This window comes from Pseudomonas sp. ANT_H12B, assembly GCF_008369325.1.
Lineage (GTDB): Bacteria > Pseudomonadota > Gammaproteobacteria > Pseudomonadales > Pseudomonadaceae > Aquipseudomonas.
Map to the genome: position 1 here is coordinate 1 of NZ_VOBI01000009.1, position 24,892 is coordinate 24,892.

At 58.9% G+C, this 24,892-nt stretch carries 20 protein-coding genes; 7 read left to right on the plus strand and 13 right to left on the minus strand.

Annotated features, from left to right (window positions below):
- Window positions 1-233: 233 nt before the first annotated feature.
- From FQ185_RS15175 to FQ185_RS15190, 4 genes are read right to left on the minus strand one after another with little or no spacing between them, the layout of a single operon-like run.
- Window positions 234-1,403: a betaine/proline/choline family ABC transporter ATP-binding protein gene (locus FQ185_RS15175; RefSeq protein WP_149418115.1), complete on the minus strand. Its 1,170-nt coding sequence runs from the start codon at window positions 1,401-1,403 to the stop codon at window positions 234-236.
- The gene (locus FQ185_RS15180) at window positions 1,400-2,053 is read right to left on the minus strand and encodes an ABC transporter permease (RefSeq protein WP_008148960.1); all 654 of its coding nucleotides are present in this window, start codon (window positions 2,051-2,053) and stop codon (window positions 1,400-1,402) included. The genes FQ185_RS15175 and FQ185_RS15180 overlap by 4 nt, the downstream gene beginning before the upstream one ends.
- Window positions 2,054-2,065: 12 nt before the next feature.
- A complete protein-coding gene (locus tag FQ185_RS15185) occupies window positions 2,066-2,959 on the minus strand; it encodes a glycine betaine ABC transporter substrate-binding protein (RefSeq protein ID WP_149418116.1) in 894 nt (297 codons plus the stop codon).
- Between the two features lie 20 nt (window positions 2,960-2,979).
- On the minus strand, window positions 2,980-3,696 hold the full coding sequence (locus tag FQ185_RS15190) for an ABC transporter permease (protein ID WP_149418117.1): 717 nt from the start codon (window positions 3,694-3,696) through the stop codon (window positions 2,980-2,982).
- A 329-nt stretch (window positions 3,697-4,025) separates the two neighbouring features.
- Here FQ185_RS15190 and FQ185_RS15195 point away from each other — a divergent pair, with 329 nt between their 5' ends.
- From FQ185_RS15195 to FQ185_RS15205, 3 genes are all read left to right on the plus strand, one after another.
- Window positions 4,026-5,609, plus strand: coding sequence for a peptide chain release factor 3 (locus tag FQ185_RS15195; protein ID WP_074873726.1), 1,584 nt, complete (start codon window positions 4,026-4,028; stop codon window positions 5,607-5,609).
- A 247-nt stretch (window positions 5,610-5,856) separates the two neighbouring features.
- Window positions 5,857-7,095: an MFS transporter gene (locus tag FQ185_RS15200; protein ID WP_149418118.1), complete on the plus strand. Its 1,239-nt coding sequence runs from the start codon at window positions 5,857-5,859 to the stop codon at window positions 7,093-7,095.
- Window positions 7,096-7,250: 155 nt separating this feature from the next.
- The gene (locus FQ185_RS15205; protein WP_149418119.1) at window positions 7,251-7,496 is read left to right on the plus strand and encodes a hypothetical protein; all 246 of its coding nucleotides are present in this window, start codon (window positions 7,251-7,253) and stop codon (window positions 7,494-7,496) included.
- Between the two features lie 106 nt (window positions 7,497-7,602).
- Here the strand turns inward: FQ185_RS15205 and FQ185_RS15210 are convergent, their stop codons facing one another.
- The 9 genes from FQ185_RS15210 to FQ185_RS15250 all read right to left on the minus strand — a co-directional run bounded on the left by FQ185_RS15210 (window position 7,603) and on the right by FQ185_RS15250 (window position 19,978).
- Window positions 7,603-8,583, minus strand: coding sequence for a peptide ABC transporter ATP-binding protein (locus FQ185_RS15210; RefSeq protein WP_149418120.1), 981 nt, complete (start codon window positions 8,581-8,583; stop codon window positions 7,603-7,605).
- The gene (locus FQ185_RS15215) at window positions 8,583-9,551 is read right to left on the minus strand and encodes an ABC transporter ATP-binding protein (protein WP_149418121.1); all 969 of its coding nucleotides are present in this window, start codon (window positions 9,549-9,551) and stop codon (window positions 8,583-8,585) included. The genes FQ185_RS15210 and FQ185_RS15215 overlap by 1 nt, the downstream gene beginning before the upstream one ends.
- A gap of 10 nt (window positions 9,552-9,561) precedes the next feature.
- On the minus strand, window positions 9,562-10,473 hold the full coding sequence (locus FQ185_RS15220; RefSeq protein WP_149418122.1) for an ABC transporter permease subunit: 912 nt from the start codon (window positions 10,471-10,473) through the stop codon (window positions 9,562-9,564).
- Window positions 10,474-10,486: 13 nt separating this feature from the next.
- Window positions 10,487-11,497, minus strand: a complete 1,011-nt coding sequence (locus FQ185_RS15225; RefSeq protein ID WP_149418123.1) for an ABC transporter permease subunit — start codon at window positions 11,495-11,497, stop codon at window positions 10,487-10,489.
- A 72-nt stretch (window positions 11,498-11,569) separates the two neighbouring features.
- On the minus strand, window positions 11,570-13,165 hold the full coding sequence (locus FQ185_RS15230) for an ABC transporter substrate-binding protein (RefSeq protein ID WP_149418124.1): 1,596 nt from the start codon (window positions 13,163-13,165) through the stop codon (window positions 11,570-11,572).
- Window positions 13,166-13,242: 77 nt separating this feature from the next.
- Complete coding sequence (locus FQ185_RS15235; protein ID WP_149418125.1) at window positions 13,243-14,619, minus strand: OprD family porin; 1,377 nt, start codon at window positions 14,617-14,619, stop codon at window positions 13,243-13,245.
- 173 nt (window positions 14,620-14,792) lie between these two features.
- A complete protein-coding gene (locus FQ185_RS15240; RefSeq protein ID WP_149418126.1) occupies window positions 14,793-16,394 on the minus strand; it encodes an ABC transporter substrate-binding protein in 1,602 nt (533 codons plus the stop codon).
- Window positions 16,395-16,699: 305 nt separating this feature from the next.
- A complete protein-coding gene (locus tag FQ185_RS15245; protein ID WP_149418127.1) occupies window positions 16,700-18,325 on the minus strand; it encodes an ABC transporter substrate-binding protein in 1,626 nt (541 codons plus the stop codon).
- Window positions 18,326-19,261: 936 nt separating this feature from the next.
- Window positions 19,262-19,978 carry an SIMPL domain-containing protein gene (locus FQ185_RS15250; RefSeq protein WP_149418128.1) on the minus strand — a complete coding sequence of 239 codons (717 nt, stop codon included), beginning with the start codon at window positions 19,976-19,978 and terminating at the stop codon, window positions 19,262-19,264.
- Between the two features lie 314 nt (window positions 19,979-20,292).
- Here FQ185_RS15250 and FQ185_RS15255 point away from each other — a divergent pair, with 314 nt between their 5' ends.
- The 4 genes from FQ185_RS15255 (at window position 20,293) to FQ185_RS15270 (ending at window position 24,864) form a co-directional block, all read left to right on the plus strand.
- Entirely contained in the window at window positions 20,293-21,555 is a 1,263-nt protein-coding gene (locus tag FQ185_RS15255; RefSeq protein WP_149418129.1) for an ATP-binding protein, read from the plus strand.
- The gene (locus tag FQ185_RS15260; protein WP_149418130.1) at window positions 21,548-22,114 is read left to right on the plus strand and encodes a response regulator transcription factor; all 567 of its coding nucleotides are present in this window, start codon (window positions 21,548-21,550) and stop codon (window positions 22,112-22,114) included. Before FQ185_RS15255 ends, FQ185_RS15260 begins: the two co-directional genes overlap by 8 nt.
- Before the next feature lie 97 nt (window positions 22,115-22,211).
- Complete coding sequence (locus FQ185_RS15265) at window positions 22,212-23,939, plus strand: ABC transporter ATP-binding protein/permease (protein ID WP_149418131.1); 1,728 nt, start codon at window positions 22,212-22,214, stop codon at window positions 23,937-23,939.
- Between the two features lie 175 nt (window positions 23,940-24,114).
- Window positions 24,115-24,864 (plus strand): FadR/GntR family transcriptional regulator, encoded by a 750-nt coding sequence (locus FQ185_RS15270; RefSeq protein ID WP_178113542.1) that lies wholly within the window; start codon window positions 24,115-24,117, stop codon window positions 24,862-24,864.
- Window positions 24,865-24,892: the final 28 nt, after the last annotated feature.

Genomic DNA, 24,892 nt, shown 5'->3' on the forward strand with positions numbered 1-24,892 from the left:
GTGTGCCACATCCCTCAAACCCGCGCTACCGGAACAGTAGTCCTGCACTGCTGCCAGTTTTACTTGCTCTGTGTACTTACCCATGACACCCCCAAAGGTTGTGTTCAACCTTTGGGGGTCAGTTCACTCTGCGTGGGAACGCATCCGGAGACGCTCTGCGTCTCAAAGGGGGGGACGCAGAGCGTCCAGGGCGGCATTCCCACGCTCTGCGTGGGAACGATCAGTAGGAAGCGTCAGGCTGTTGCGGCCTGTTCAGCCACTTCAGCAGGCGAAACAATGCTGGTCTTGCCCCCACGGGACTTACCGGAACTCAAATACTCGGCAATCGATTCCTGAGTCACTTCCCCGAGAAACACCCGCTCGGCGTCCAGCACCGGCAACCACGAGCGGTTGAACTCGTACATGCGCGACAGCAGAATGCGCAAATGCTCGTCATACACGGCGGTGGCGTTGAACTCGCGCAGGTATTGCGCACACGTACCGGCCTGACGGTGCAGGTCGCGGCGGCGTACATAACCCATCGCCTTGTTGTCGGCACACGTCACCACCACGTAGCGTCGGTCCAGTTCATCCATCAATTCCAGCGCTTCGGCCACCGGAGTTTCCGGACTCACCGACGGTGCGTTGTCCGCCGCGTCCTCGGCTTTTACCAGTAACAGACGCTTGAGGGTGCTGTCCTGACCGACGAAGCTGCTGACGAACTCGTCTGCCGGGTGCGCCAACAAGGTGTCCGGGTGATCGACCTGGATCAGTTTGCCGCCACGGAAAATCGCGATTTTGTCGCCCAGCTTGATGGCTTCGTCGATATCGTGGCTGACCATGATCACGGTCTTGCCCAGCGCACGTTGCATCTCGAAAAACTCGTTCTGGATCATCTCGCGGTTGATCGGGTCGACCGCGCCAAATGGTTCGTCCATCAACAACAGCGGCGCATCCGCTGCCAAGGCACGAATCACGCCGATCCGTTGCTGCTGGCCACCCGACAACTCACGCGGGTAGCGAGTCAGATACTGCTTGGGTTCGAGCTTGATCATGCTCATCAACTCGCGGGCGCGGTCATGGCATTTCTGTTTGTCCCAGCCCAGCAGACGCGGAACGATGGTGATGTTTTCCTCGATGGTCATGTTCGGGAACAGACCGATCTGCTGGATCACATAACCGATGTTGCGGCGCAGGGTCACGGCGTCGAGGTCGGTGGTGTCTTCGCCGTTGATCAGGATCTTGCCGGAGGTCGGCTTGATCAGGCGGTTGATCATCTTCAGCGTAGTGCTTTTGCCGCAACCCGATGGCCCGAGGAACACACAGATCTCGCCTTCATTGACGGTCAGGCTTACCGAGTCCACGGCTTTCACATCTTTGCCGTTGCTTTGGAAGGTCTTGCTGAGGTTTTGAAGTTCGATCATTTCAGGAGTCCTTTTGGAGTCAGCGTGCGTTGCAGCCATTGCAGAAGCAGGTCGGCAAAGATGGCCAGGAGACTGACCAGCACGGCGCCGACGATCAGCATCGACATGTCGCTGCGGCTGATGGAAGCGAGAATGAGTACACCGAGGCCACCGGCGCCGATGGTCGCGGCGATGGTCATCACACCGATGTTCATGACCACGGCGGTGCGCACACCGGCGAGGATCACTGGCACCGCAATCGGTAGTTCGACCATGCGCAGGCGCTGGCCGAAGGTCATGCCGATGCCGCGGGCGGCTTCGCGAATGCCGGGGTCGACACCGGTCAGGGCGAGGTAGGTGTTACGCATGATCGGCAGCAGCGAGTACAAAAACACCGCGGTGATCGCCGGCATCGGGCCCAGGCCCTGGCCGAACTTGGAGTAGAACGGCAGCAGCAGGCCGAACAGCGCAATCGACGGAACCGTCAGCAGCACCGTGGCGCTGGCCTGCAAGGGGCCGGCGAGCGTCGGGAAGCGCGTCATCAGGATGCCCAGCGGCACGCCGACCAGAATCGCCAGGGTCACGGCAATGCCGACCAGGGTGATGTGCTGCCCGGTCAGTTGCAGCACCAGCGGCCAGTCGAGATGGGAAAAGGCGTTCAGAAATTCCATGTCTTTTCCTCCTTAGTTCAATGGATGCTGGCGCAGGAAATCGGCGGCAACGGATGAAGGGCTTTCGTGATCGACATCGACCCGCGCGTTGAGCTGGCGCATGGTGGCGTCGTCGAACAGTTCGGCCAGCGGCTTGAGCTCTTCCGCGAGTTTCGGATGGGCGTCGAGGTAGACCTGACGCACCACCGGCGCAGCGGTATAGTCCGGGAAGTAATGCTTGTCGTCTTCCAGCAGTTTCAGCTTGAAGGCGTTCAAGCGACCGTCGGTGGTGTAGACCAGACCGGCAAACACCTGGCCATTACGCAGGGCGGTGTAGACCAAGCCAGCATCCATCTGCCGGATGTTTTTGCGGGTCAGGTTCATGCCGTAAAGGTCGACCATGCCGTTCAGACCGTCGGAGCGGTTGGCGAACTCGGTGTCGAGCGCGACCAGGTGATTGGTCTTCGCCTCAGCCTGCAGCACCGTGTTCAGCTCGCTGATGGTGTTGATCTGCGGGTAAGCCTTCGCGGTGTTTTCCGGCAGGGCCAGGGCGTAGGTGTTGCTGAACTTCGACGGGGTGAGCCAGATCAGGCCTTTTTTCGCGTCGAGTTCTTTCACCTTGGCGTAGGACTGAGCGCTGTCGAGCTTGTCGGTGACATGGTTGTAAGCCACCAGAGACACTCCGGTGTATTCCCACATCAAATCCAGTTGGCCACTTTCGTGGGCGCTGCGGGCCAAGTTGCTGCCCAGACCGCCGGTCACTTGCGTGTCGTAACCCTTGGTGCGCAGGTACTGGGAAGTGATTTCCGCCAGCAGGGTTTGTTCGGTGAACACCCGGGCGCCGATGCGGATCACGGGTTTTTCAGCGGCTTGGGCAATTCCTGCGAACAGCAGGACGCAGCCTAGTAATAAGCTTAATTTCTTCATGAATATTCCTTTGCCGAGGCTTAAGACGGGCGCAGGCCGCGTTCGAGCCAGAGGCGGCTGGCGAGTGTCACCAGACCGTCGAGCAGCAAGGCCAGCAGGGCGGTGCAGACCGCGCCGAGCAGCAGTTGCGGCTGATTGTTCAGGGCGATGCCAGGGAAAATCAGGCTGCCCAGACTGTTGGCACCGATCAGGAAGGCCAGCGGCGCGGTACCGACGTTGATCGCCAGCGCCACGCGCACGCCACCGATGATGATCGGTACGGCGTTTGGCAGTTCGACCCGCCACAGCACCTGAGTCGGTGTCATGCCGATGCCGACGGCTGCTTCCTTGAGCGAACCCTGGACGTTTTTCAGGCCTTCATAGGTGTTGCGCACGATCGGCAACAGCGAGGCGAGGAACAGGGCGAAAATCGCGGGGCCGCTGCCGATGCCGAGGATACCCAGGGCGATGGCCAGTACGGCGAGAGGCGGCACGGTGTTGCCGATGTTGAAGATCTGCATGAAGCGTTCAGCGCGGCCCACCATGGTCGGGCGGCTGAGAAAGATACCGGCGGGTATGCCCACAACGAGGGCGGCCAGCATGGAAGCGAGAACGAGAATCAAATGGGCTTGCAGGTAAAACAACAAATCGTCGCGGTAATGTTCGATCGTGTTGATGCCAATCCAGTGGACCAGCAGGGCCAGAAGGGCGACGACAACCGCACCTCCTATCAGCCCCTTGCCATAGCGAATAGCCACAGGCGGACTCCTTTTTCTTTGTCGGCGAACGCAGTCCCGTGTGGCAATGCCATTCCTGGCTGCCGGGAAAACAACGTTCGCGATAAGCAGCTCTTCATGCTGGTGGAACCGCATGAAATCGAGCCATAAGCGCAGCCTCGTCAGGCCAACTTGCTGATTTTTCAACCCTGACGAATGGTCGTAACAGGGGAGTGGACGCCTCCACTGTCTTAAAGGTTCCCATCTGAAGCAGCATTTGGCCACCCCTAATGTGCTCAACGGTTCGGTTCTTGATACAAGTTGGGCTATAATCGCGGCCCTTTTTTGAATCACCTGCCAGGCGATTTCCCATGACCAAACAGGCCGCCGAAGTCGCGAAACGCCGCACTTTCGCCATTATTTCCCACCCCGATGCCGGTAAAACCACCATCACCGAGAAGCTCTTGCTGATGGGCAAGGCGATTGCGATTGCTGGCACGGTGAAATCTCGAAAATCCGACCGCCATGCCACCTCCGACTGGATGGAAATGGAAAAACAACGGGGTATTTCCATTACCACGTCGGTCATGCAGTTCCCGTATCGCGACCACATGATCAACCTGCTCGACACCCCGGGCCACGAAGACTTCTCCGAAGACACCTACCGCACCCTGACGGCGGTTGACTCGGCATTGATGGTTCTCGACGGCGGTAAGGGTGTAGAGCCACGGACCATCGCGCTGATGGACGTCTGCCGTCTGCGTGACACGCCGATTGTCAGCTTCATCAACAAACTCGACCGTGACATCCGCGACCCGATCGAACTGCTCGACGAAATCGAAGCGGTTCTGAAGATCAAGGCGGCGCCGATCACCTGGCCGATCGGCTGCTACCGCGATTTCAAAGGCGTTTATCACCTCGCCGACGACTACATCATCGTGTACACCGCGGGCCACGGCCACGAGCGCACCGATGTGAAAATCATCGAGAAACTCGACTCCGATGAAGCCCGCGCACACCTCGGTGACGAATACGATCGCTTCGTCGATCAGCTGGAACTGGTGCAGGGCGCCTGTCACGAATTCAATCAACAGGAATTCCTCGACGGCCAACTGACCCCGGTGTTCTTCGGGACTGCATTGGGCAACTTCGGTGTCGATCACGTGCTCGACGCCGTGGTCAACTGGGCGCCGAAACCGCTGGCTCGTGTCGCCAACGAGCGCACCGTAGAACCGGTCGAAGAGAAATTCGCCGGCTTCGTGTTCAAGATCCAGGCGAACATGGACCCCAAACACCGCGACCGTATCGCCTTCATGCGTATCTGCTCCGGCAAATACGAAAAAGGCATGAAGATGCGCCACGTGCGCACTGGCAAGGACGTGCGGATCGGCGATGCGCTGACCTTCTTCTCCTCCGAGCGTGAGCAACTGGAAGAAGCGTTTGCCGGCGACATCATCGGCCTGCACAACCACGGCACCATCCAGATCGGCGACACCTTCACCGAAGGCGAAGTCCTGGGCTTCACCGGTATCCCGCACTTTGCCCCGGAACTGTTCCGTCGTGTGCGTCTGCGCGATCCGCTGAAATCCAAGCAACTGCGTCAGGGCCTGCAGCAACTGGCAGAAGAAGGCGCCACTCAGGTGTTCTTCCCGACGCGCAGCAACGACATCATCCTCGGCGCCGTCGGTGTGCTGCAGTTCGATGTGGTCGCCAGCCGTTTGAAAGAGGAATACAAGGTCGAGTGCTCTTACGAGCCGATCACCGTTTATTCCGCGCGCTGGATCGATTGCGATGATAAGAAGAAGCTCGAAGAATTCAGCGTCAAAGCTGTGGAAAACCTCGCCATCGACGGCGGCGGTCACCTGACCTACCTGGCCCCGACCCGGGTCAACCTGGCGCTGATGGAAGAGCGCTGGCCGGATGTGAAATTCCGTGCGACGCGCGAGCATCACTAAGCGCTGAGTTGCGAAAGCCAAAAGCCCACTGTGAACAACAGTGGGCTTTTTTTTGCTCATTGAGCGAGCTCGCATTGATTGCTGAGTAAGGTTTTTCTGTAGGTCTTTTTTCCTGATTTTGTAGCTTGTCTCCGTTTTTCTGTTCTCGGGACTTTTACCCGCGACAACGAAATCATTGACGTCTAACGTTCAGAGGACACTTCACACGCAGCACTCTCCACGAGCAGGAGCACAAGGGATCAATGGAATGACCAGTCGGCTCACTCACCTGATTCGGTTAGATGGCTATTTCAGTCCAATGGCCTGGGTGCTTGCTGCGTTGCTCTTCATCAATCGCTTGAGCACCATGGTCAAGCTGTTTATGGCGTTGTACCTGCGCCAGGAACTGGGGCTTGCGATTGAAACCGTTGGCTGGTTGTTATCCGGTTACGGGGCTGGCTTGCTGATAGGGTCAATGGTCGGCGGACTGCTGAGTGATCATTTCTCCACGGCGCGGCTCACTGCCGCGTTGTTTTTTTCCTCGGCGTGGGTTTTGGTCTCGTTGGGGCTGGTCACTGACGTGCCTTTGCTGGCTGGGTTGCTGCTGTTCAGCGGTGTACTTGATGGAGCGATTCGCACCCTTCATCAGCGATTGATCATGGAGTATTGCCACGTTGCGCAGCGTGCTCGTGCGCAGTCATTGAGTCGTGTTGCCAGAAACCTGGGAATGGCGGTCGCCGGGGTGGTGGGTGGGGGCCTGGCGCAGACTGATTTTCGCTGGGTGTTTTTTGTCAGCGCAGCCATGACGCTGTTGGCATTGCTGTGGTTTGTCCGCACGACATTTCATCGACCGGTTCTGATACCGGATGAGGTGCCTGAGATTGCTTCAGGTTCATGCGTACCGTATCGAGACAAACCTTTCCTGTGGTTGTTGGCGGCTGCTGTATTGCTCGGCCTTGCCTTTGACCCGGTCTACAGCATGCTGGGCAACTATTTGCACGATTACTATCGGTTGAGTACCGAGGTCATCGGATGGCAATTTGCACTCAACGCGGTGCTGGTGGTGCTGCTGCAAATACCGTTATCTCATTGGAGTGAGCAATGGGGCGCGCGCCGGCAGCTATTGGCAGGGAGCCTGTTATTGGCCTGCGGGCTGGGGATGTTGCCTTTGGGTTCCGGGGTGCTTTATGTCTGCCTGTCGACGGTTATTTGGACGCTTGGCGAAGCTCTTTTCATACCGCCCCTGAACGTGCTGGTCATGCAGCATGCGCAAGGAGGAAAAAGCGGGCACTACTTTGGTCTTTTTTTCATGTGCTGGAGTGCGAGTGCGCTGCTCTCGCCTGCGCTTGGAGGCCAGCTCTATGGTCATTTCGGTGGGCATAGCGTCTGGTTCGCCAGCGCGGCTCTGGCGATCCTGTCCATACCGCTGATTTATCAGGCGACCCGTTTATCGGGGCCTCGAAGGGTTCTTTCCTCAGCGCGCGGCGAGCCTGCTCCACTTAGCTGATCTGGTTATACGCATTATTCAAAACCAATCTCCCCGCCAACGGCATTCCGTCCATTCGTTAGCGTCCTATCTGGAGAACCGCGCTGATCAGAACTAGATTTCATTCAGCGCCACAGAGGCACCGCTGTTTCACCTATAAATGGATGGAATCGGCTATGAACAGGTTGCTACGCGTTGTATTGATGGTGAAAGTATTGGTAATGCTGGCCCTCGGCAGTTCGGCGGTCTGGGCCGAGTGCGAGGATCACGATACCCAGGCTTCGAGCGGCCAGGTCGGGCACGGTGAGTTGATGCTTGCCAAGTCTGAATCGGAGCCGGGCGATCAGGGGCAGGGTGGCAGCGCAGACGATGACGACTCGACCACTGACGATCCGGACAGCGACGAGGATGAAGGGGCTTAAATGACAGACAAAAGAAAACCCCTCTTGCCCGACTGATGCGCAGTCCGGGAAGAAGGGGTCTGGTCAACTCCGCAAAAGCGCGCCCCAGTGATTGAGGCGCGTTTTTTTATGCCGCGCCGTCGAGGAATTGCTCGGCGTAGTGGCATGCCACTTGGCGGCCATCGAGCAGGCGCAGCGCCGGCTCTTCAGTGCTGCAGCGTTCGGTCGCATACGGGCAGCGCTTGTGGAAAGCGCAGCCCGACGGCGGGTTCAGCGGGTTGGGTAACTCACCGACGATCTTGATTTTCGGCTTGTCCGGATCCGGGTGGATGGTCGGTGTCGCCGACAGCAGCGCCTGGGTGTACGGGTGTAGGGGACGAGTGTAGATGTCCTCTTTCGGCCCCATTTCAACCGGACGACCGAGGTACATCACCATCACATGATCGGCGACGTGACGCACCACGGCCAGGTTGTGGGAGATGAACACGTAGGCAGTGTTGAACTCTTGCTGCAGGTCCATGAACAGGTTCAGTACCTGCGCCTGAATCGACACGTCCAGTGCGGAGGTCGGTTCATCCGCCACCAGTACTTTAGGCTGCAGCATCATCGCGCGGGCAAGAGCGATCCGCTGGCGCTGACCGCCGGAGAACATGTGCGGATAACGCTGATAGTGCTCAGGACGCAAACCGACCTGCTTCATCATCGCCTGAACTTTCTCGCGGCGTTCGGAGGCGCTCAGGTTGGTGTTGATCAGCAACGGCTCGGCCAGTTGATCACCGACTTTCTGCCGCGGATTCAACGAAGCGTAGGGGCTCTGGAACACCATCTGCACGTCTTTGCGCAGTTGTTTGCGTTGAGCCTTGTCAGCACCGGCGACTTCCTGCCCGGCGATTTTCAAGGAGCCGGAGGACGGCTCTTCGATCAGCGTCAGGGCTCGGGCCAGGGTGGATTTGCCGCAGCCTGATTCGCCAACCACAGCGAGGGTCTTGCCGGCTTCCAGTTCGAACGACACACCGTTCAAGGCGCGTACGGTCGCATGGCCCTTGAAGAGGCCGCGGGACACTTCGTAGTGACGGGTCAGGTCGCGGGCGGTAAGTACGACGGCCATTACGCCACCTCCTGATTCAGCGGGTAGAAGCAGCGGGCGAGGCTGTTGCTTTTCGGGTCAAGGGCTGGACGCTGCACGCGGCAGTTGTCCTGCACATACGGGCAGCGCGGCGACAACAGGCAGCCTTGCGGGCGGTCATAACGGCCGGGAACGATGCCCGGCAGCGTGGCCAGACGCGTTTCACCCAGGCTGTGTTCCGGAATCGCCTTGAGCAGTGCTTCGCTGTACGGATGCGCTGGAATGTCGAACAGCTGTGGCACCTGACCCACTTCGACCGCTTGGCCGGCGTACATCACGCACACGCGCTGGGCGGTTTCGGCGACGACCGCGAGGTCGTGCGTGATCAGCACCAGGCCCATGTTCTGCTCTTTCTGCAACGCCAACAGCAGATCCATGATCTGCGCCTGGATCGTTACGTCCAGTGCAGTGGTCGGTTCGTCGGCGATCAGCAGTTTCGGTTCACCGGCAATCGCCATGGCGATCGCAACACGCTGGCTCATACCGCCGGACAATTGGTGCGGGTAGGCGTCCATACGGCTGGCGGCACCCGGGATTTCAACTTTTTCCAGCAGTTCGATGGCACGCTTGCGGGCGTCCTTGCCGGACATTTTCAGGTGCAGGCGCAACACTTCTTCGATCTGGAAACCGACGGTGTAGCTCGGGTTCAGCGCGGTCATCGGGTCCTGGAAAACCATGGCCAGGTCTTTGCCGACGATTTGCCGACGCTGACGGTTGCTCAGCTTGAGCATGTTCTTGCCGTCGAAATTCAGGGCGTCGGCGGTGACGATCCCCGGATGTTCGATCAGGCCCATCAGCGCCATCATGGTCACGGATTTGCCGGAGCCCGATTCGCCAACGATGGCCAGCACTTCGCCCTTGTCCACGGTAATGTCGAGACCGTCGACCACCGGAACGGCGTTCTTGTCGCCGAAGCGAACGTTGAGATTCTTGATTTCTAACAGTGACATTTGAATCTCCTCAGGCGGCATTCTTGAGTTTCGGGTCCAGCGCATCGCGCAGGCCGTCGCCCATCAAGTTGATTGCCAGCACGCTGAGCAAAATGGTCAAACCAGGCAGACTTACCACCCACCAGGCGCGTTCGATGTAGTCGCGAGCCGAAGCCAGCATGGTGCCCCACTCAGGGGTTGGCGGTTGAACGCCAAGGCCGAGGAAGCCCAGTGCCGCAGCATCGAGAATCGCCGAGGAGAAACTCAGGGTGGCCTGAACGATCAGCGGCGCCATGCAGTTGGGCAGCACGGTGACGAACATCAGGCGGGGCAGATTGGCACCGGCCAGGCGCGCAGCGGTCACGTAGTCGCGGTTCAGCTCGCCCATCACCGCAGCGCGGGTCAGACGAACGTAGGACGGCAGGGACACCACGGCGATCGCGATCACGGTGTTGATCAGGCCAGGGCCGAGGATGGCGACAATCGCCACGGCCAGCAGCAGGGACGGCAGGGCCAGCATGATGTCCATCAGACGCATGATGGTCGGGCCGAGCACGCGCGGGAAGAACCCGGCGAACAGACCCAGCAGGATGCCCGGGAGCAGCGACATCACCACCGACGACAAGCCGATCATCAAGGACAGGCGCGAACCCTGGATCAGACGCGACAGCAGGTCGCGACCCAGTTCATCGGTGCCGAGCAGGAACTGGATCTGCCCGCCTTCCAGCCAGGACGGCGGGGTCAGCAGGAAGTCGCGGTATTGCTCGCTCGGGTTATGCGGGGCGACCCATGGGGCGAAAATCGCGCAGAAAATCACCAGCAGCATGAACATCAGGCCGGCGACGGCACCTTTGTTCTTGGAGAACGCTTGCCAGAATTCTTTGTACGGGGACGGATACAGCAGGCTTTGATCGACTGCTACCGCTGGAATTGAAGTGGTCATGGTCATAATGATCTCAGCGCTGGTGACGGATGCGTGGGTTGGCAAAGCCGTAGAGGATGTCCACCACGAAATTGACCATGATCACCAGGCAGGCGATTAACAGGATGCCGTTCTGCACCACGGGATAATCCCGTGCGCCAATGGCTTCGATCAGCCATTTGCCGATGCCCGGCCAGGAGAAGATGGTTTCCGTCAGGACCGCACCGGCCAGCAGAGTGCCGACTTGCAGGCCGACCACGGTCAGCACCGGAATCAGCGCGTTACGCAGGCCGTGAACGAATACCACGCGCGACGGCGACAGGCCTTTGGCGCGGGCAGTACGGATGTAGTCTTCACGCAGTACTTCGAGCATCGAAGAACGGGTCATCCGCGCGATCACCGCCAGCGGGATGGTGCCGAGCACGATGGCCGGCAGGATCAGGTGATGCAGGGCATCGAAGAACGCACCGACGTCATCGGCCAGCAGCGTGTCGATCAGCATGAAACCGGTGCGCGGCTCGATGTCATAGAGCAGGTCGATCCGCCCGGACACCGGGGTCCAGCCCAGAGACACCGAGAAGAACATGATCAGGATCAGGCCCCACCAGAAGATCGGCATCGAATATCCCGCCAGGGAGATGCCCATCACCCCGTGGTCGAACAGGGACCCTCGCTTGAGTGCCGCGATCACCCCGGCCAGAAGGCCCAGAATGCCGGCGAACAACAGGGCGGCCATGGACAGTTCCAGGGTCGCCGGGAATAGAGAGCTGAACTCGGTCCAGACGCTTTCACGGGTACGCAGTGATTCACCGAGATCGCCGTGGGCCAACTTGCCGATGTAGTCCAGGTATTGGGCATACAGCGGTTTGTTAAGGCCAAGGCGTTCCATTGCCTGAGCATGCATTTCGGGGTCGACGCGACGTTCGCCCATCATCACTTCCACGGGGTCGCCTGGAATCATGCGAATCAACGCGAAAGTCAGCAAGGTGATGCCGAAGAACGTGGGAATCAATAACCCCAGTCGGCGGGCAATAAAACTAAACATCTTGTGGTGTACCTCATCAGCCGGTTAGGCGTGCCCGGCATTCCTGGTTCAGGAATGCCGGTAGTTTCTTATCTACTTCACCTGGGTGGTGGCGAAGTTATTAGTGGTGAGCGGGCTAATGTGATAGCCCTCTACGTTGTTACGCATTGCGGTGAACATACGGGTGTGGGCCATGCTGATCCAGGGTTGGTCCTGGTTAAAGACTTCCTGGGCTTGCTCATAGAGCGCTGCGCGTTCGGCGGGGTCAACTTTAGCCCGTGCTTCATCGATCAGCGTCTGGAACTTCTCATTGCACCAGCGCGCGTAGTTTTCGCCGTTTTTGGCCGCCTCGCAACTGAGCATAGGCGTCAGGAAGTTATCCGGGTCGCCGTTATCGCCAGCCCATCCGGCGGAAACCATGTCGTGCTCGCCGTTTTTCGCGCGTTTGAGCATTTCGCCCCATTCCATGACGCGAATGTCGACCTTGATCCCGACCTTGGCCAGGTCAGCCTGCATCATCTGCGCGCCGAGCATCGGGTTAGGGTTGGTCGGACCGCCGCCGTTACGGGTGAACAGGGTCAGCACGGTGCCGTCCGGCACGCCGGCTTCCTTGAGCAAGGCGCGGGCCTTGTCCAGATCGCGGGGTGGGTTTTTCAGGGTCTGGTTGTAACCCAGCAGGGTGTCCGGATACGGGTTGACCGCGACCGTCGCATTGCCTTTGCCGAACAGCGCGTTGACGTACGCGGCTTTGTCGAAGGCGATGTCGATGGCTTTACGTACGCGCACATCACTCATGTACTTGTGCGTGGTGTTCATGGCGATGTACGAAACGGTCATCGCGTTCAGTTCATCGACCTTCAGCTTTTCGTCTTTCTTGATGCTCGGGATGTCATCCGGTTTCGGATACAGGGCGATCTGGCACTCGTTGGCCTTGAGCTTTTGCAGGCGCACGTTGTTGTCGGTGGCGATGGCCAGAATCAACGCTTCAGCCGGAGGCTTGCCACGGAAGTAATCCGGGTTGGCCTTGAAGCGGACCTGTGCGTCTTTGTTGTAACGCTGGAAAACGAACGGGCCGGTACCGACCGGTTTGTTGTTCAGGTCGCCAGTCTTGTTGGCTTTGAGCAACTGGTCGGCGTACTCGGCGGAATAGATCGAGGAGAAGGCCATGGCGATGTCCGCCAGGAACGGCGCTTCACGACGGGTCAAGGTGAATTTGACGGTGTTGTCGTCAACTTTTTCGACGCCTTTGAGCAGTTCTTTGAAGCCCATGCTTTCAAAGTACGGGAAGCCCACGCTCGACAGTTTGTGCCACGGGTGATTCGGGTCCAGCTGACGCTGGAAGCTCCAGACCACGTCGTCGGCATTCATGTCGCGGGTCGGCTTGAAGTATTCGGTGGTGTGGAACTTGACGCCTTTGCGCAGGTGGAACGTGTAGGTCAGACCGTCTTCGCTGATGTCCCAGGAGTCGGCCAGTGCCGGAATCACCTCAGTGGTGCCGGGCTTGAAGTCCGCCAGGCGATTGAAGATGGTTTCGGCCACTGCATCGGCGGTGACTGCAGTCGTGTACTGGACCATGTCGAAGCCTTCCGGACTGGCTTCGGTGCAAACCACCAGGGGTTTGGCCGAGACGCCAACAGCGACACTCAGCAACGCGGCAGCGATGGCCGCACGTAGGGGAAGCATTTTCATCAAGAACCCTCTGCAATCGGTTGAGCTGAAAAAACCGAACGGCCGACTCGTCATGAGTCAGCCGTCGGCTGGCGTTTTTACAAAATCTTGAACGGGATGGTGGTCACGAGACGGAACTCGTTGATGCTGCCGTCAGCCTGGTTTTCGCTGGCACGGTGGGTGGTGTAGGTCGCGCGAATGGTGGTCGCTTTGAGCGGGCCACTCTGCACGGCGTACGCAGTACCGATGCCGTATTCGTAATGGTGTTCGCCGTCCATGCTGCGCACGTCGTAGGCGCTGCCGGTGTAGTGAGTACCGTCGATACCCCAGCCGCGAGCCTGGTAGATGTTGAACTTCAGGCCTGGCACGCCGTATTCAGCCATGTTCAGACCATAAGCGATCTGGAACGATTTTTCGTTCGGGCCGTTGAAGTCGGACAGCAGGGAGTTGGCCAGGTAGATGCCGTTGGTTTCATGCAGGTAGTCGAAGTACTCGTTACCGTTCACTTCCTGGTACGAGAAGGTCAGGCTGTGCGCCTGGTGAGTCAGGCCGAACGACAGCGAGTAGGTATCGTTGTCGATTTCGCCCATCAACTTTTTGCCTTCGTCGACGGTTTTGTAGTAGTTCAGGCCGGTGGTCAGGCTCAGGACCGAGCTGTCGCCCAGCTCGTGAGCAGCGCCGAAGTAGTACTGGTTCCAGAAGTCTTCGACGTTGGTGGCGTACAGGCTGGTTTTCAGGCTTTTCAGCGGCTGATAGTTCAGGCCTGCGGTGTTCACGTGGTCGGTTTCGACACCGGTGGCGCTGTATTCAGTGCGGAATTTCGACAGGCTCTGCTCGGTACGTGGCGACACGCGATCGAAGGTGCCGAGGTCGAACGACAGGTTGTCGAATTCTTCACTGTGAATGGCCACGCCTTCAAAACTCGAAGGCAGCGGACGGTTGCCGATAACGTCGACGATCGGGCTGCTGAAGTTCATGCGGCCGGCGGTCAGGGTGGTGTTGGAGATACGCGCCTTGACGTTGGCCAGGCCCAGTTTGCTCCACTGATCCACGGCGTCGCCGTTGGTGTGAGCCAGGGTACGGTTGGAGCCGCCCTTGATGTCTTCACGGCTGCGATCCAGCGCCAGGGCGTTGTAGGCCGCAACTTCGGTAGCGAAACCCACGGTGCCTTGGGTGAAGCCCGAGCTGTAGTTGAGGATGGTGCCCTGAACCCAGTTGATACGACGCGAGCCGTTCAGTGTTTCGCCGTGGCGTTCGTATTTGAAAGTACCGCCACGCTGCTTGTCTTCGTTGGCATACCAGTTACGGGTGGTACCCGACAGGCTCTGGCCATCGATGAAGCCTGTGGCTTGCGACTGGGCACTGGTGCTTGCCAGTTGGGTCGGAACGAAGTCTTGGCTAACGCTCTCGGCATGGGCCCCCGCGGTGATGCTGCTAATGGCCAGGGCCAGTAAAGCGGTGCTGCTCAGTTTCATGGGTGAAGCTCCTTTCTTTCTTTTTTTTAATGCCGGTCTTTTTTGGTGATCCGGCTATTGGTTTAGAACTCATTCAAGGCATCGCAAACGTTTGCTGTAGACCCGATTGACGAATTACGGCAATACGCGTGCGTGAGGGCGCAATGCGCCCCCAGCGGTTCCTGGCTAATCGGTTATTTTTCTATGCTGACACCCGAGAACACGTTACGACCGAAAGGACTCACCTTGAATCCTTCGATTTTGGCGCTCAACGGCTGGTTAACCGTCGAGTGGGCGACTGGCGTAATCGGCACCTGCTGTTTGAGGTACTGCTGCGCCTGTTTGTAGAGCACGGTGCGCTGGTCGCGGTCAGTGACGACCTTGGCCTGCTTGATCAGCTTGTCGTAAGCCGGATCGCACCACATCGAGTAGTTGTTGCCACCAATGGCGTCGCAGCTGTAAAGCGTGCCAAGCCAGTTGTCCGGGTCCCCGTTGTCACCGGTCCAGCCAATCAGGCTGACGTCGTGTTCGCCATTCTTGGTGCGCTTGATGTACTCGCCCCATTCGTAGCTGACGATCTTGACCTTGAGGCCGATTTTCGCCCAGTCAGCCTGGAGCATTTCGGCCATCAACTTGGCGTTCGGGTTGTATGGGCGCTGAACCGGCATGGCCCAGAGGGTAATTTCTGTGCCTTCCTTCACGCCGGCAGCCTTGAGCAGTTCCTTGGCTTTTTCCGGGTTGTAGGCGGCGTCTTTAATGGTCTCGTCGTAGGACCATTGGGTCGGCGGCATGGCGTTGACCGCCAGTTGACCGGCGCCTTGGTAAACGGCGTTGAGAATGCCTTGCTTGTTCACCGCCATGTCCAGCGCCTGACGCACTTCGAGCTGGTCGAAAGGCTTGTGCCGCACGTTATAGGCGATGTAACCGAGGTTGAAACCAGGCTTCTCGATGAGCTTGAGCGTCGAGTCGTTCTTCAGCGCGGTCACGTCGGCAGGGCGCGGGTGCAGGGTGATCTGGCACTCGTTGGCCTTGAGCTTCTGCACCCGCACCGAAGCGTCGGTGTTGATGGCGAAAATCAGGTTCTCGAGCTTGACCCGGCTCGGGTCCCAATACTGCTTGTTGCCGGTGTAACGGATGTTGGAATCTTTCTGGTAGCTCTTGAACACGAACGGCCCGGTGCCGATCGGTTTCTGGTTGATGTCGCTCGGCTTGCCTTCGGCCAACAGCTTGTCGGCGTATTCGGCCGAAAGAATGGCGGCGAAGCTCATGGCGATGTTCTGGATGAACGCGGCGTCCACGCTGTTGAGCGTCATGACCACGGTCAGCGGCCCGGTTTTCTCGACCTTGGCGATGTTTTTGTTCAGGCTCATCCCGTTGAAATACGGGAACTCGGTCGGATAAGCCTTACGGAAGGGTTGTTGCGGGTCGAGCATGCGATTGAACGTGAACAGCACGTCATCGGCGTTGAAGTCACGGGTCGGCGTGAAGTATTTGGTGGTGTGAAATTTCACCCCTTCGCGCAGGTGAAAGGTGTACTTGAGGCCGTCCTCGGAAATATCCCAACTAGTGGCCAGGCCTGGTACGACGTTGGTCGCGCCTTTTTCAAACTCTGCCAGTCGGTTATACAACGGCTCGGCGGCGTCGTTATCGGTCGCAGTGGTGTACTGCGCCGTATCGAAACCGGCGGGACTGCCTTCGGAGCAAAACACCAGGCTGTTGTTGGCAGCCTGGCTGATGGAAGTGGCGGCCAACAGGCCGGTGCCCAGTAATGCGGATAAAACCAAGGAATGGCGCATGACGCTCCCTCTTGTTTAGTGTTTTACCAATGAGCCGTCATCCCGTCCGGGGACGTTGCGGCCTCACTGATCTCAAGCCATGACGTGCAGCAAATAAACCGATGGCCCACGCGTGAACTGGTCAGATCCCGACGGTAAGAACCGTGGGTCCGGCAGTAAATGCGTAAAGTCCGAAAGACTCGTGGGAAAAGGCAATACGTCCGAAACCGCTGCTGTAGTACGCAGCGGATTTGGATGTCAGCGAATTCCTGCTTTCTCGGTTGATAAAGCAACGACGCCGTCAGAAACGTCGCCGTTGCAAAACCTTATTTGCTGACGCTGACGCCGTAGAAGGAGTTCAAGCCGAATGGGCTGATCTTGAAGTCCTGCACGTTGTCGCGCATGGGTTGGAACACCGTCGAGTGAGCGATGGGTGTCATTGGAACGGCGTCTTTGAGGACGTGTTGCGCCTGCTTGTACAGTTCGGTGCGCTTGCCCTGGTCGGTCGTGCGCTTGGCTTCTTTCACGATGCCGTCAAACTTCTTGTCGCACCACTTGGAGAAGTTGTTGCCGCTGAGCGAGTCGCAGCCGAACAACACGTTCAGCCAGTTGTCCGGATCACCATTGTCGCCGCTCCAGCCAATCAGCATCGCCTGGTTCTCGCCGCCCTTGGAGCGCTTGATGTACTCGCCCCATTCGTAGCTGACGATGTTGACCTTGAGGCCGATCTTCGCCCAGTCGGATTGCAGCATTTCAGCCATCAATTTCGCGTTCGGGTTGTACGGACGCTGAACCGGCATGGCCCACAGAGTGATCTGGGTACCTTCCTTGACGCCCGCTTCCTTGAGCAGCTCCTTGGCTTTCTCAGGGTCGTACTTGGCATCCTTGATGGTGGTGTCGTAGGACCACTGGGTTGGCGGCATGGCGTTGACCGCCAGTTGACCTGCACCCTGGTAAACCGAGTCGATGATCTGCTGCTTGTTCACCGCCATGTCCAGCGCCTGACGAACCTTCAGCTCGGCCAGCGGGTTGGCGTCGGTGCGGCCCTTGAGCACGGGCATCACGTTGTAGGCGATGTAACCGAGGTTGAAACCAGCCTGGTTAGGCACTTTCAGGGTCTTGTCTTCCTGAAGAGCCTTCAGGTCGGCCGGACGTGGGAACAGAGTGATCTGGCACTCGTTCTTCTTCAGCTTCTGGATACGTACCGATGGGTCGGTGGTGATGGCGAAGATCAGGTTGTCGATCTTCACGTCGTCAGGCTTCCAGTAGTCCTTGTTCCCGGTGTAGCGGATGTTGGAGTCTTTCTGGTAGCTCTTGAACACGAACGGACCCGTGCCGACCGGCTTCTGGTTGATGTCGGCAGCCTTGCCTTCTTTGAGCAGCTGGGCGGCGTACTCGGCAGACTGGACGGAAGCGAAACTCATGGCCATGTTCTGGATGAACGCAGCGTCAACTTCTTTGAGGGTGAACTTGACGGTGTGCTCGTCGACTTTATCGATCTTGGTGATGTTGGTGTCCATCCCCATGTCGGTGAAGTACGGGAATTCGGTCGGGTACGCTTTGCGGAACGGGTCGTTCTTGTCAATCATGCGATTGAAGGTGAACAGCACGTCGTCGGCGTTGAACTCACGAGTCGGCTTGAAGTACGGGGTGGTGTGGAACTTGACGCCTTCACGCAGGTGGAAGGTGTAAGTCAGGCCATCATCGGAGATGTCCCATTTGGTCGCCAGACCTGGAATGACAGCGGTACCGCCACGTTCGAACTGGGTCAAACGGTTGAACATGGTTTCTGCAGAGGCGTCGAAGTCGGTTCCGGTGGTGTACTGACCAGGATCAAAACCGGCCGGGCTCCCTTCGGAGCAAAACACCAGGTTAGTCGCCGCTTGGGCGAAAGGTGCGGCAGCTAATAAGCTGGCGCCGACTAAAAACGGAATGACCGCGTGTTTAAGCATGGTGGCCTCATGATTTGTTGTCATTTTTGGAATTAGAGGACGACCTCGTGAGTCGTGCCTGCGGATACTTATGCAGGGGCCATACCCAATGCAAGATCCAGAGCGGCTACGGGCCTTAAACAGTGGCACGAACGTACCTTAATGTCGCATATGTATAAATACCTGCGCATTTGACCGTTTGCGCACGGTTTTTTCGGTGCAAATCGAGCACCAGCAAGGGGCGGCCGGGGCACTGGACGCACCCGGTTGTAGCACGGTGTTACTTATTTATACCCACCCCAAAGAAGGGTGTGAGGCCGAACGGGCTGAGCTTGAAGTCGGTGACCTCTTTGCGCAAAGGCTGGAACACCGTCGAATTCGCAATCGGTGTGATAGGTACTTGTTGTTTAAGGATTTGGAAGAGCCCCAAGTAACCAAGGGCTCTTGCCCCTGACGTTCGGTGCCTCGCTGTGGCTCGGCATGCCCTCGCTCCGGTCCTGCTCCGTGGGCCCGCCGGCATCCATGCCGGGTTGCTCACTGCGCAGAACCTCCACTCGGCGTGAGGGGGCGGGTGGATCAAGAGCTGCAGGCGAACTAACGCTCGGCCTGATGAGTGGTTTAGAGCGGGCGGATGTACACCGGAACACTGTGGGAGCTGGCTTGCCTGTGATGGCGGCCTGACAGCCGACCAGTCTCCTGCGTCTGATGTTGATCGTTCCCACGCTCCGCGTGGGAATGCAGCCAGGGACGCTCCGCGTTCCGCTTTGACTGTGAGCAAGGATCGACTGTGTACATGGACGTTGTGTACGGCACAGATCAAATGCGGTCGCGAGCTCGCTAGCGAAGGCGGCGGATCAATCACCAAAAAATCATCAGGCATACCCACCCCGGCTGGCGCCAGGCAATAAAAAACGGCGATCACTTCGGTGATCGCCGTTTTTTGTACGGGTTATCGAATCAAGGCATCAACACTTCAATCGAACCATCCGCCGTCATGCTGACCTGGCTGGTGCCCGCTTCAACTTCCGGCGTCACCGGCGCACCGTCCATGCTGGCCGCTTTCATCATCATTGGCGCGCGCATGTACGGTTGTGGATAACCGTTGCTGTTGAGGTTCAGGTTGACGATTTTGTAACCCTTGCCGCCCAACGCATCGGTCGCCAATTGAGCACGGGCCTTGAACGCAGTCACGGCGTCTTTGAGCAGCGCGTCTTCGCTGGCCTTGCGGGTTGGGGTGGCGATGGCGAAGTCCATGCCGCCCATTTTCAGGTCGGTCAGCAGTTCGCCGGTCAACTTCGACAACGCCGCGAAGTCCGAGCTTTCCAGGCGCAATTCGGCGCGTTCGCGCCAGCCGGTGATTTTCTGGCCTTTGGTCTCGTAGATCGGGTAGCTGTTGCGGCTGCCCTGGCGCAGGGTGATGTCTTTGACCTGTTTGGCCTGGGCCAGTGCTTTGTTCATGGTGGTGCTGACGTCGGCGGCAAGTTTGGCCGGGTCGCTGTTTTGTTCTTCTGTATAGAGGGTCACGATCATCAGGTCGCGGGCCACTTCCTGGCTGACTTCGGCGCGCAGGGCGATCTGGTTGTAGTGCAGCTCGTCGGCGGCCAGGGCCGGTAGGCTGGCGATGGTGCCAACGCTAAGGGCGAGGAGGGCGGCGCTGCGGCGGAATGTGTGCATGAAAGCTCCTTGGGCGATGCGCAGGGGTAATGTCCGAGCCTGCGTGAAACCATCAGACTCTAGCTTTAATGATCCGGTTCGCACAGTTACAACTTCTATACAGATCGAAGATGACCGCTGCGCGGTCAATCGCGAGCAGGCTCGCTCCCACAGGGGAACGCATTTCAATGTGGGAGCGAGCCTGCTCGCGATAGCGGTCTTATAGACGCCACAATCCTCCCAGGCATGTGGCCGTTTGCCGCACTTTCGCCTGCCAGCCCCCGTGCTTGGTTATACTCCCTGCGATCCGCCTGGAGCGCTCATCAGGAGAGCTCATGCTCGCCCCCGTTCAAATCACTTCCGCAACTCGCCAGAATCTCTGGCGGCTGACGTTCATCCGCACATTGGTGCTGGCCGCTCAGGCCGGTTCCGTAGGCCTGGCCTACTGGCTCGACTTGCTGCCATTGCCCTGGTTTCAACTGGCCGCGACCCTCGGTTGCTCGATGTTGCTGTGCGCGTTCACGGCCATTCGCCTGCGCACCTCATGGCCGGTTACCGAACTCGAATACGCCGTGCAACTGGCCTGCGACCTGTTTATCCACAGTGCCCTGCTGTATTTCTCCGGTGGTTCGACCAACCCCTTCGTCTCTTATTACCTGGTGCCGCTGACCATCGCCGCCGTGACGTTGCCGTGGCGTTATTCGGTGATTTTGTCTGGCATCGCTTTGGCCTTGTACACCTTGCTGCTGGCGCGCTTCTATCCGCTGCAGACCTTTCCGATCGCTCGGGAAAACCTGCAGGTCTATGGGATGTGGTTGAGTTTTGCCCTGGCGGCGGCGGTCATCACTTTCTTCGCTGCACGGATGGCTGAAGAGCTGCGCCGTCAGGAAGAGCTGCGCGCCATTCGTCGCGAAGAAGGTCTGCGCGATCAGCAATTGCTGGCCGTCGCCACCCAAGCCGCTGGCGCGGCCCATGAACTGGGCACGCCGCTGGCGACCATGAGCGTGCTGCTCAAGGAAATGCGTCAGGACCATCACGACCCGATGTTGCAGGACGACCTGAGCGTGCTGCAGGATCAGGTCAAGTTATGCAAAGAGACCTTGCAGCAACTGGTGCGCGCCGCCGAGGCCAATCGCCGTTTGGCGGTGGAAATGCAGGACGTCACCGACTGGCTCGACGAAGCGCTGAACCGCTGGCACCTGATGCGCCCGGAAGCCAGTTATCGCTTCCAGCGCTTGGGTCAGGGCACCGTGCCGCGCATGGCGCCGCCGCCGGACCTGACCCAGGCGCTGCTGAATTTGCTGAACAACGCCGCCGACGCTTGCCCCGAAGGGTTGCAAGTGACGCTGGACTGGAATGCCGACGACCTGACCATCAGCATTCGCGACCACGGCGCCGGTGTGCCGCTGGCCATCGCCGAACAGATCGGCAAACCGTTTTTTACCACCAAGGGCAAAGGTTTCGGCCTGGGCCTGTTTTTGAGCAAGGCCAGCGTGACACGCGCCGGCGGCTCAGTGAAACTCTACAGTCATGAGGAAGGCGGCACGCTCACCGAGCTGCGCCTGCCTCGTGTCGCCCGAGGAGACGAACATGAGTGACGATATCCAAGTCGAAGGCGAAGGCGAAGAACTCCCGCATTTGCTGTTGGTCGACGACGACGCAACTTTCACCCGAGTGATGGCCCGTGCCATGTCCCGCCGTGGTTTTCGCGTCAGTACCGCAGGCTCCGCCGAAGAAGGCCTGACGATCGCTCAGACCGACCTGCCGGATTACGCCGCGCTGGACCTGAAAATGGACGGCGATTCCGGCCTGGTGCTGTTGCCCAAGCTGCTGGAGCTGGACCCGGAAATGCGCGTGGTAATCCTTACCGGTTACTCGAGCATCGCCACCGCCGTCGAGGCGATCAAGCGCGGCGCCTGCAATTACCTGTGCAAACCGGCGGACGCCGATGACGTGCTGGCCGCGCTGCTCTCCGAGCATGCCGACCTCGACACCCTGGTGCCGGAAAACCCGATGTCGGTGGATCGCCTGCAATGGGAACACATCCAGCGCGTGCTGACTGAGCACGAAGGCAACATCTCCGCCACTGCCCGCGCCCTGGGCATGCACCGCCGCACGCTGCAGCGCAAATTGCAGAAGCGCCCCGTTCGTCGCTGAACCTGCGCTGAACGGATGCCCGCCGCTCCTCGCGAGGAACCGAACCGATCATCTATGATCGGTTCGTGTGTGTTCTTTTCTTTATCGAGCCTTATCCATGAATCAGAACGCTGAATATTCCGCGGTCAATGATGCTGTGCGCGGGCAGTTTTTTCGCAAAGTCTGGGCGATGACCACGCCTTACTGGCGCAGCGAAGAGAAGGGCAAGGCCTGGACGTTGCTGATCGCCGTGATCGCGCTGTCGCTGTTCAGCGTGGCGATTTCGGTATGGATCAACAGTTGGTACAAGGACTTCTACAACGCCCTGCAAAAGAAGGACGAGGCAGCGTTCTGGCAGTTGATCCTCTATTTCTGCGGCATCGCGGCCGTGGCGATCCTTGGCGCGGTGTACCGGCTCTATTTGACGCAGATGCTGACGATTCGCTGGCGGGGCTGGCTCACCGAGAAACACTTCGCCCGCTGGCTTAGTCACAAGAATTACTACCAGCTGGAACAGGGCGGTTACACCGATAACCCGGACCAGCGGATTTCCGAAGACCTCAACAAATTCACCACCAACACCTTGGGCTTGGGTCTTGGTTTGATCCGCAACATCGTTAGCCTGGTGTCGTTCTCGATCATTTTGTGGGGCGTGTCGGGCAGCATTGAAGTGTTTGGCTTCACCATTCCCGGCTATATGTTCTGGTGCGCACTGGTTTACGCTGCGGTGGGTAGCTGGCTGACGCATTTGATCGGTCGTCGCTTGATCGGTCTCACGAATAATCAACAGCGCTTCGAAGCCGACCTGCGTTTCTCCATGGTGCGGATTCGCGAGAATGCCGAAAGCATCGCGCTGTACAACGGCGAACCCAACGAGAACCGCCGTTTGAGCAGCCGCTTCGGCCTGGTCTGGCACAACTTCTGGGACATCATGCGCGTGTCCAAGCGCCTGACATTCTTTACCTCCGGCTATGCCCAGATCGCAATCATTTTCCCGTTCATGGTCGCCGCGCCACGTTACTTCACTGGCAAAATCGAGTTGGGTGAGCTGATGCAAATCAACTCCGCATTCGGCAACGTTCAGGAGAACTTCAGCTGGTTCATCAGCGCGTACCAGGACCTCGCCGAATGGCGCGCCACGTGTGATCGTCTGCTGAGTTTCCGTCAGGCCATGACCGACAACGAAGAGCGCGCGCCGGCCATCGACGTGCAAAATTCGGGCTCGGCGTTGAAGGTGCACAACCTCGGCCTCGACCTGGCGGATGGTCGTCACCTGCTGACCAATGCCGACATGACCGTGGAAGAGGGCGAGCGCGTCATGCTCAGCGGTCGTTCCGGCAGCGGCAAATCGACATTGCTGCGAGCGATGGGGCATCTTTGGCCGGCGGGCCACGGCAGTATTCGTTTGCCGGCGGCGCGTTATCTGTTCCTGCCGCAAAAGCCTTATTTGCCGATTGGCACGTTGCGTGAAGCGCTGAGTTATCCTCAGCCTGGCGAAACCTACCCCAACGAGCGCTATGTTCATGTGCTGGAAGCATGTCGTTTGCCGCACCTGGTTTCCCGTCTGGATGAAGCGAATCACTGGCAGCGCATGCTCTCGCCGGGTGAACAGCAACGCCTGGCCTTCGCCCGTGCACTGCTGTTTGCACCGCAGTGGCTGTATATGGACGAAGCGACCTCGGCGATGGATGAAGAGGATGAGGCATCGCTGTATCAGGCGTTGATCGACGAGTTACCGGGGCTGAGCATTGTCAGTGTCGGGCATCGCAGCAGTCTGAAGCGGTTCCATCCACGGCATGTTCGTATCGACAACGGTCATCTGGTAGACCAAACCGTGATCGCATAAACACCACAAACCCTGTGGGAGCGGGCTCGCCCGCGATGGCTTCGCCCGGTTCATCTGTAGAACCGCGTTATCGTTCATCGCGGACAAGCCCCGCCCACAGGGCGTGATGGTGATCGTACAACCGCGTTGAGCTATGATGCGGATTCAGCCGCAATTTTCGAGACAGACGTTCACCATGGAAAATCCGATCGACGCACCACGCCTACCTCGCAAGCGCCGCAGCCTCGCTCAGGAACTGGTGACGGTGCTGTCCGAGCAAATCCGCGACGGACACCTCAAGCGTGGCGATAAATTGCCCACCGAGTCGGCGATCATGGATGCCCATGGCGTCAGCCGCACCGTGGTGCGCGAAGCGATTTCCCGTTTGCAGGCGGCCGGGCAAGTGGAAACCCGGCACGGCATCGGCACTTTCGTGCTCGACACCCCGAGCCCGAGCGGTTTTCGCATCGATCCGGCGACCGTGGTCACGTTGCGTGACGTGCTGGCAATTCTGGAACTGCGCATCAGCCTGGAAGTGGAGTCCGCCGGCCTCGCCGCGCAACGCCGCAGCCCCGAGCAGCTGGCGTTGATGCGAGCTGCTTTGGACGCGTTGAATGAAAGTGTCTCCCACGCCAGCGATGCCGTGGCGTCCGATTTCCAGTTCCACCTGCAAATCGCCCTGTCGACCGGTAACCGTTATTTCACCGACATCATGACCCACCTGGGCACCAGCATCATTCCGCGCACGCGACTGAACTCGGCGCGCCTGGCCCATGACGACCAGCAGTACTATATGAATCGCCTGAGTCGCGAGCACGAGGAGATTTACGACGCAATTGCCCGCCAGGATTCCGATGCGGCGCGGGCGGCGATGCGGTTGCATTTGACGAATAGTCGTGAGCGGCTGCGTCATGCGCATGAAGAGGCTGAGGCGCAGCGCGGGTAAGGATCGTTTCCACGCAGAGCGTGGGAAC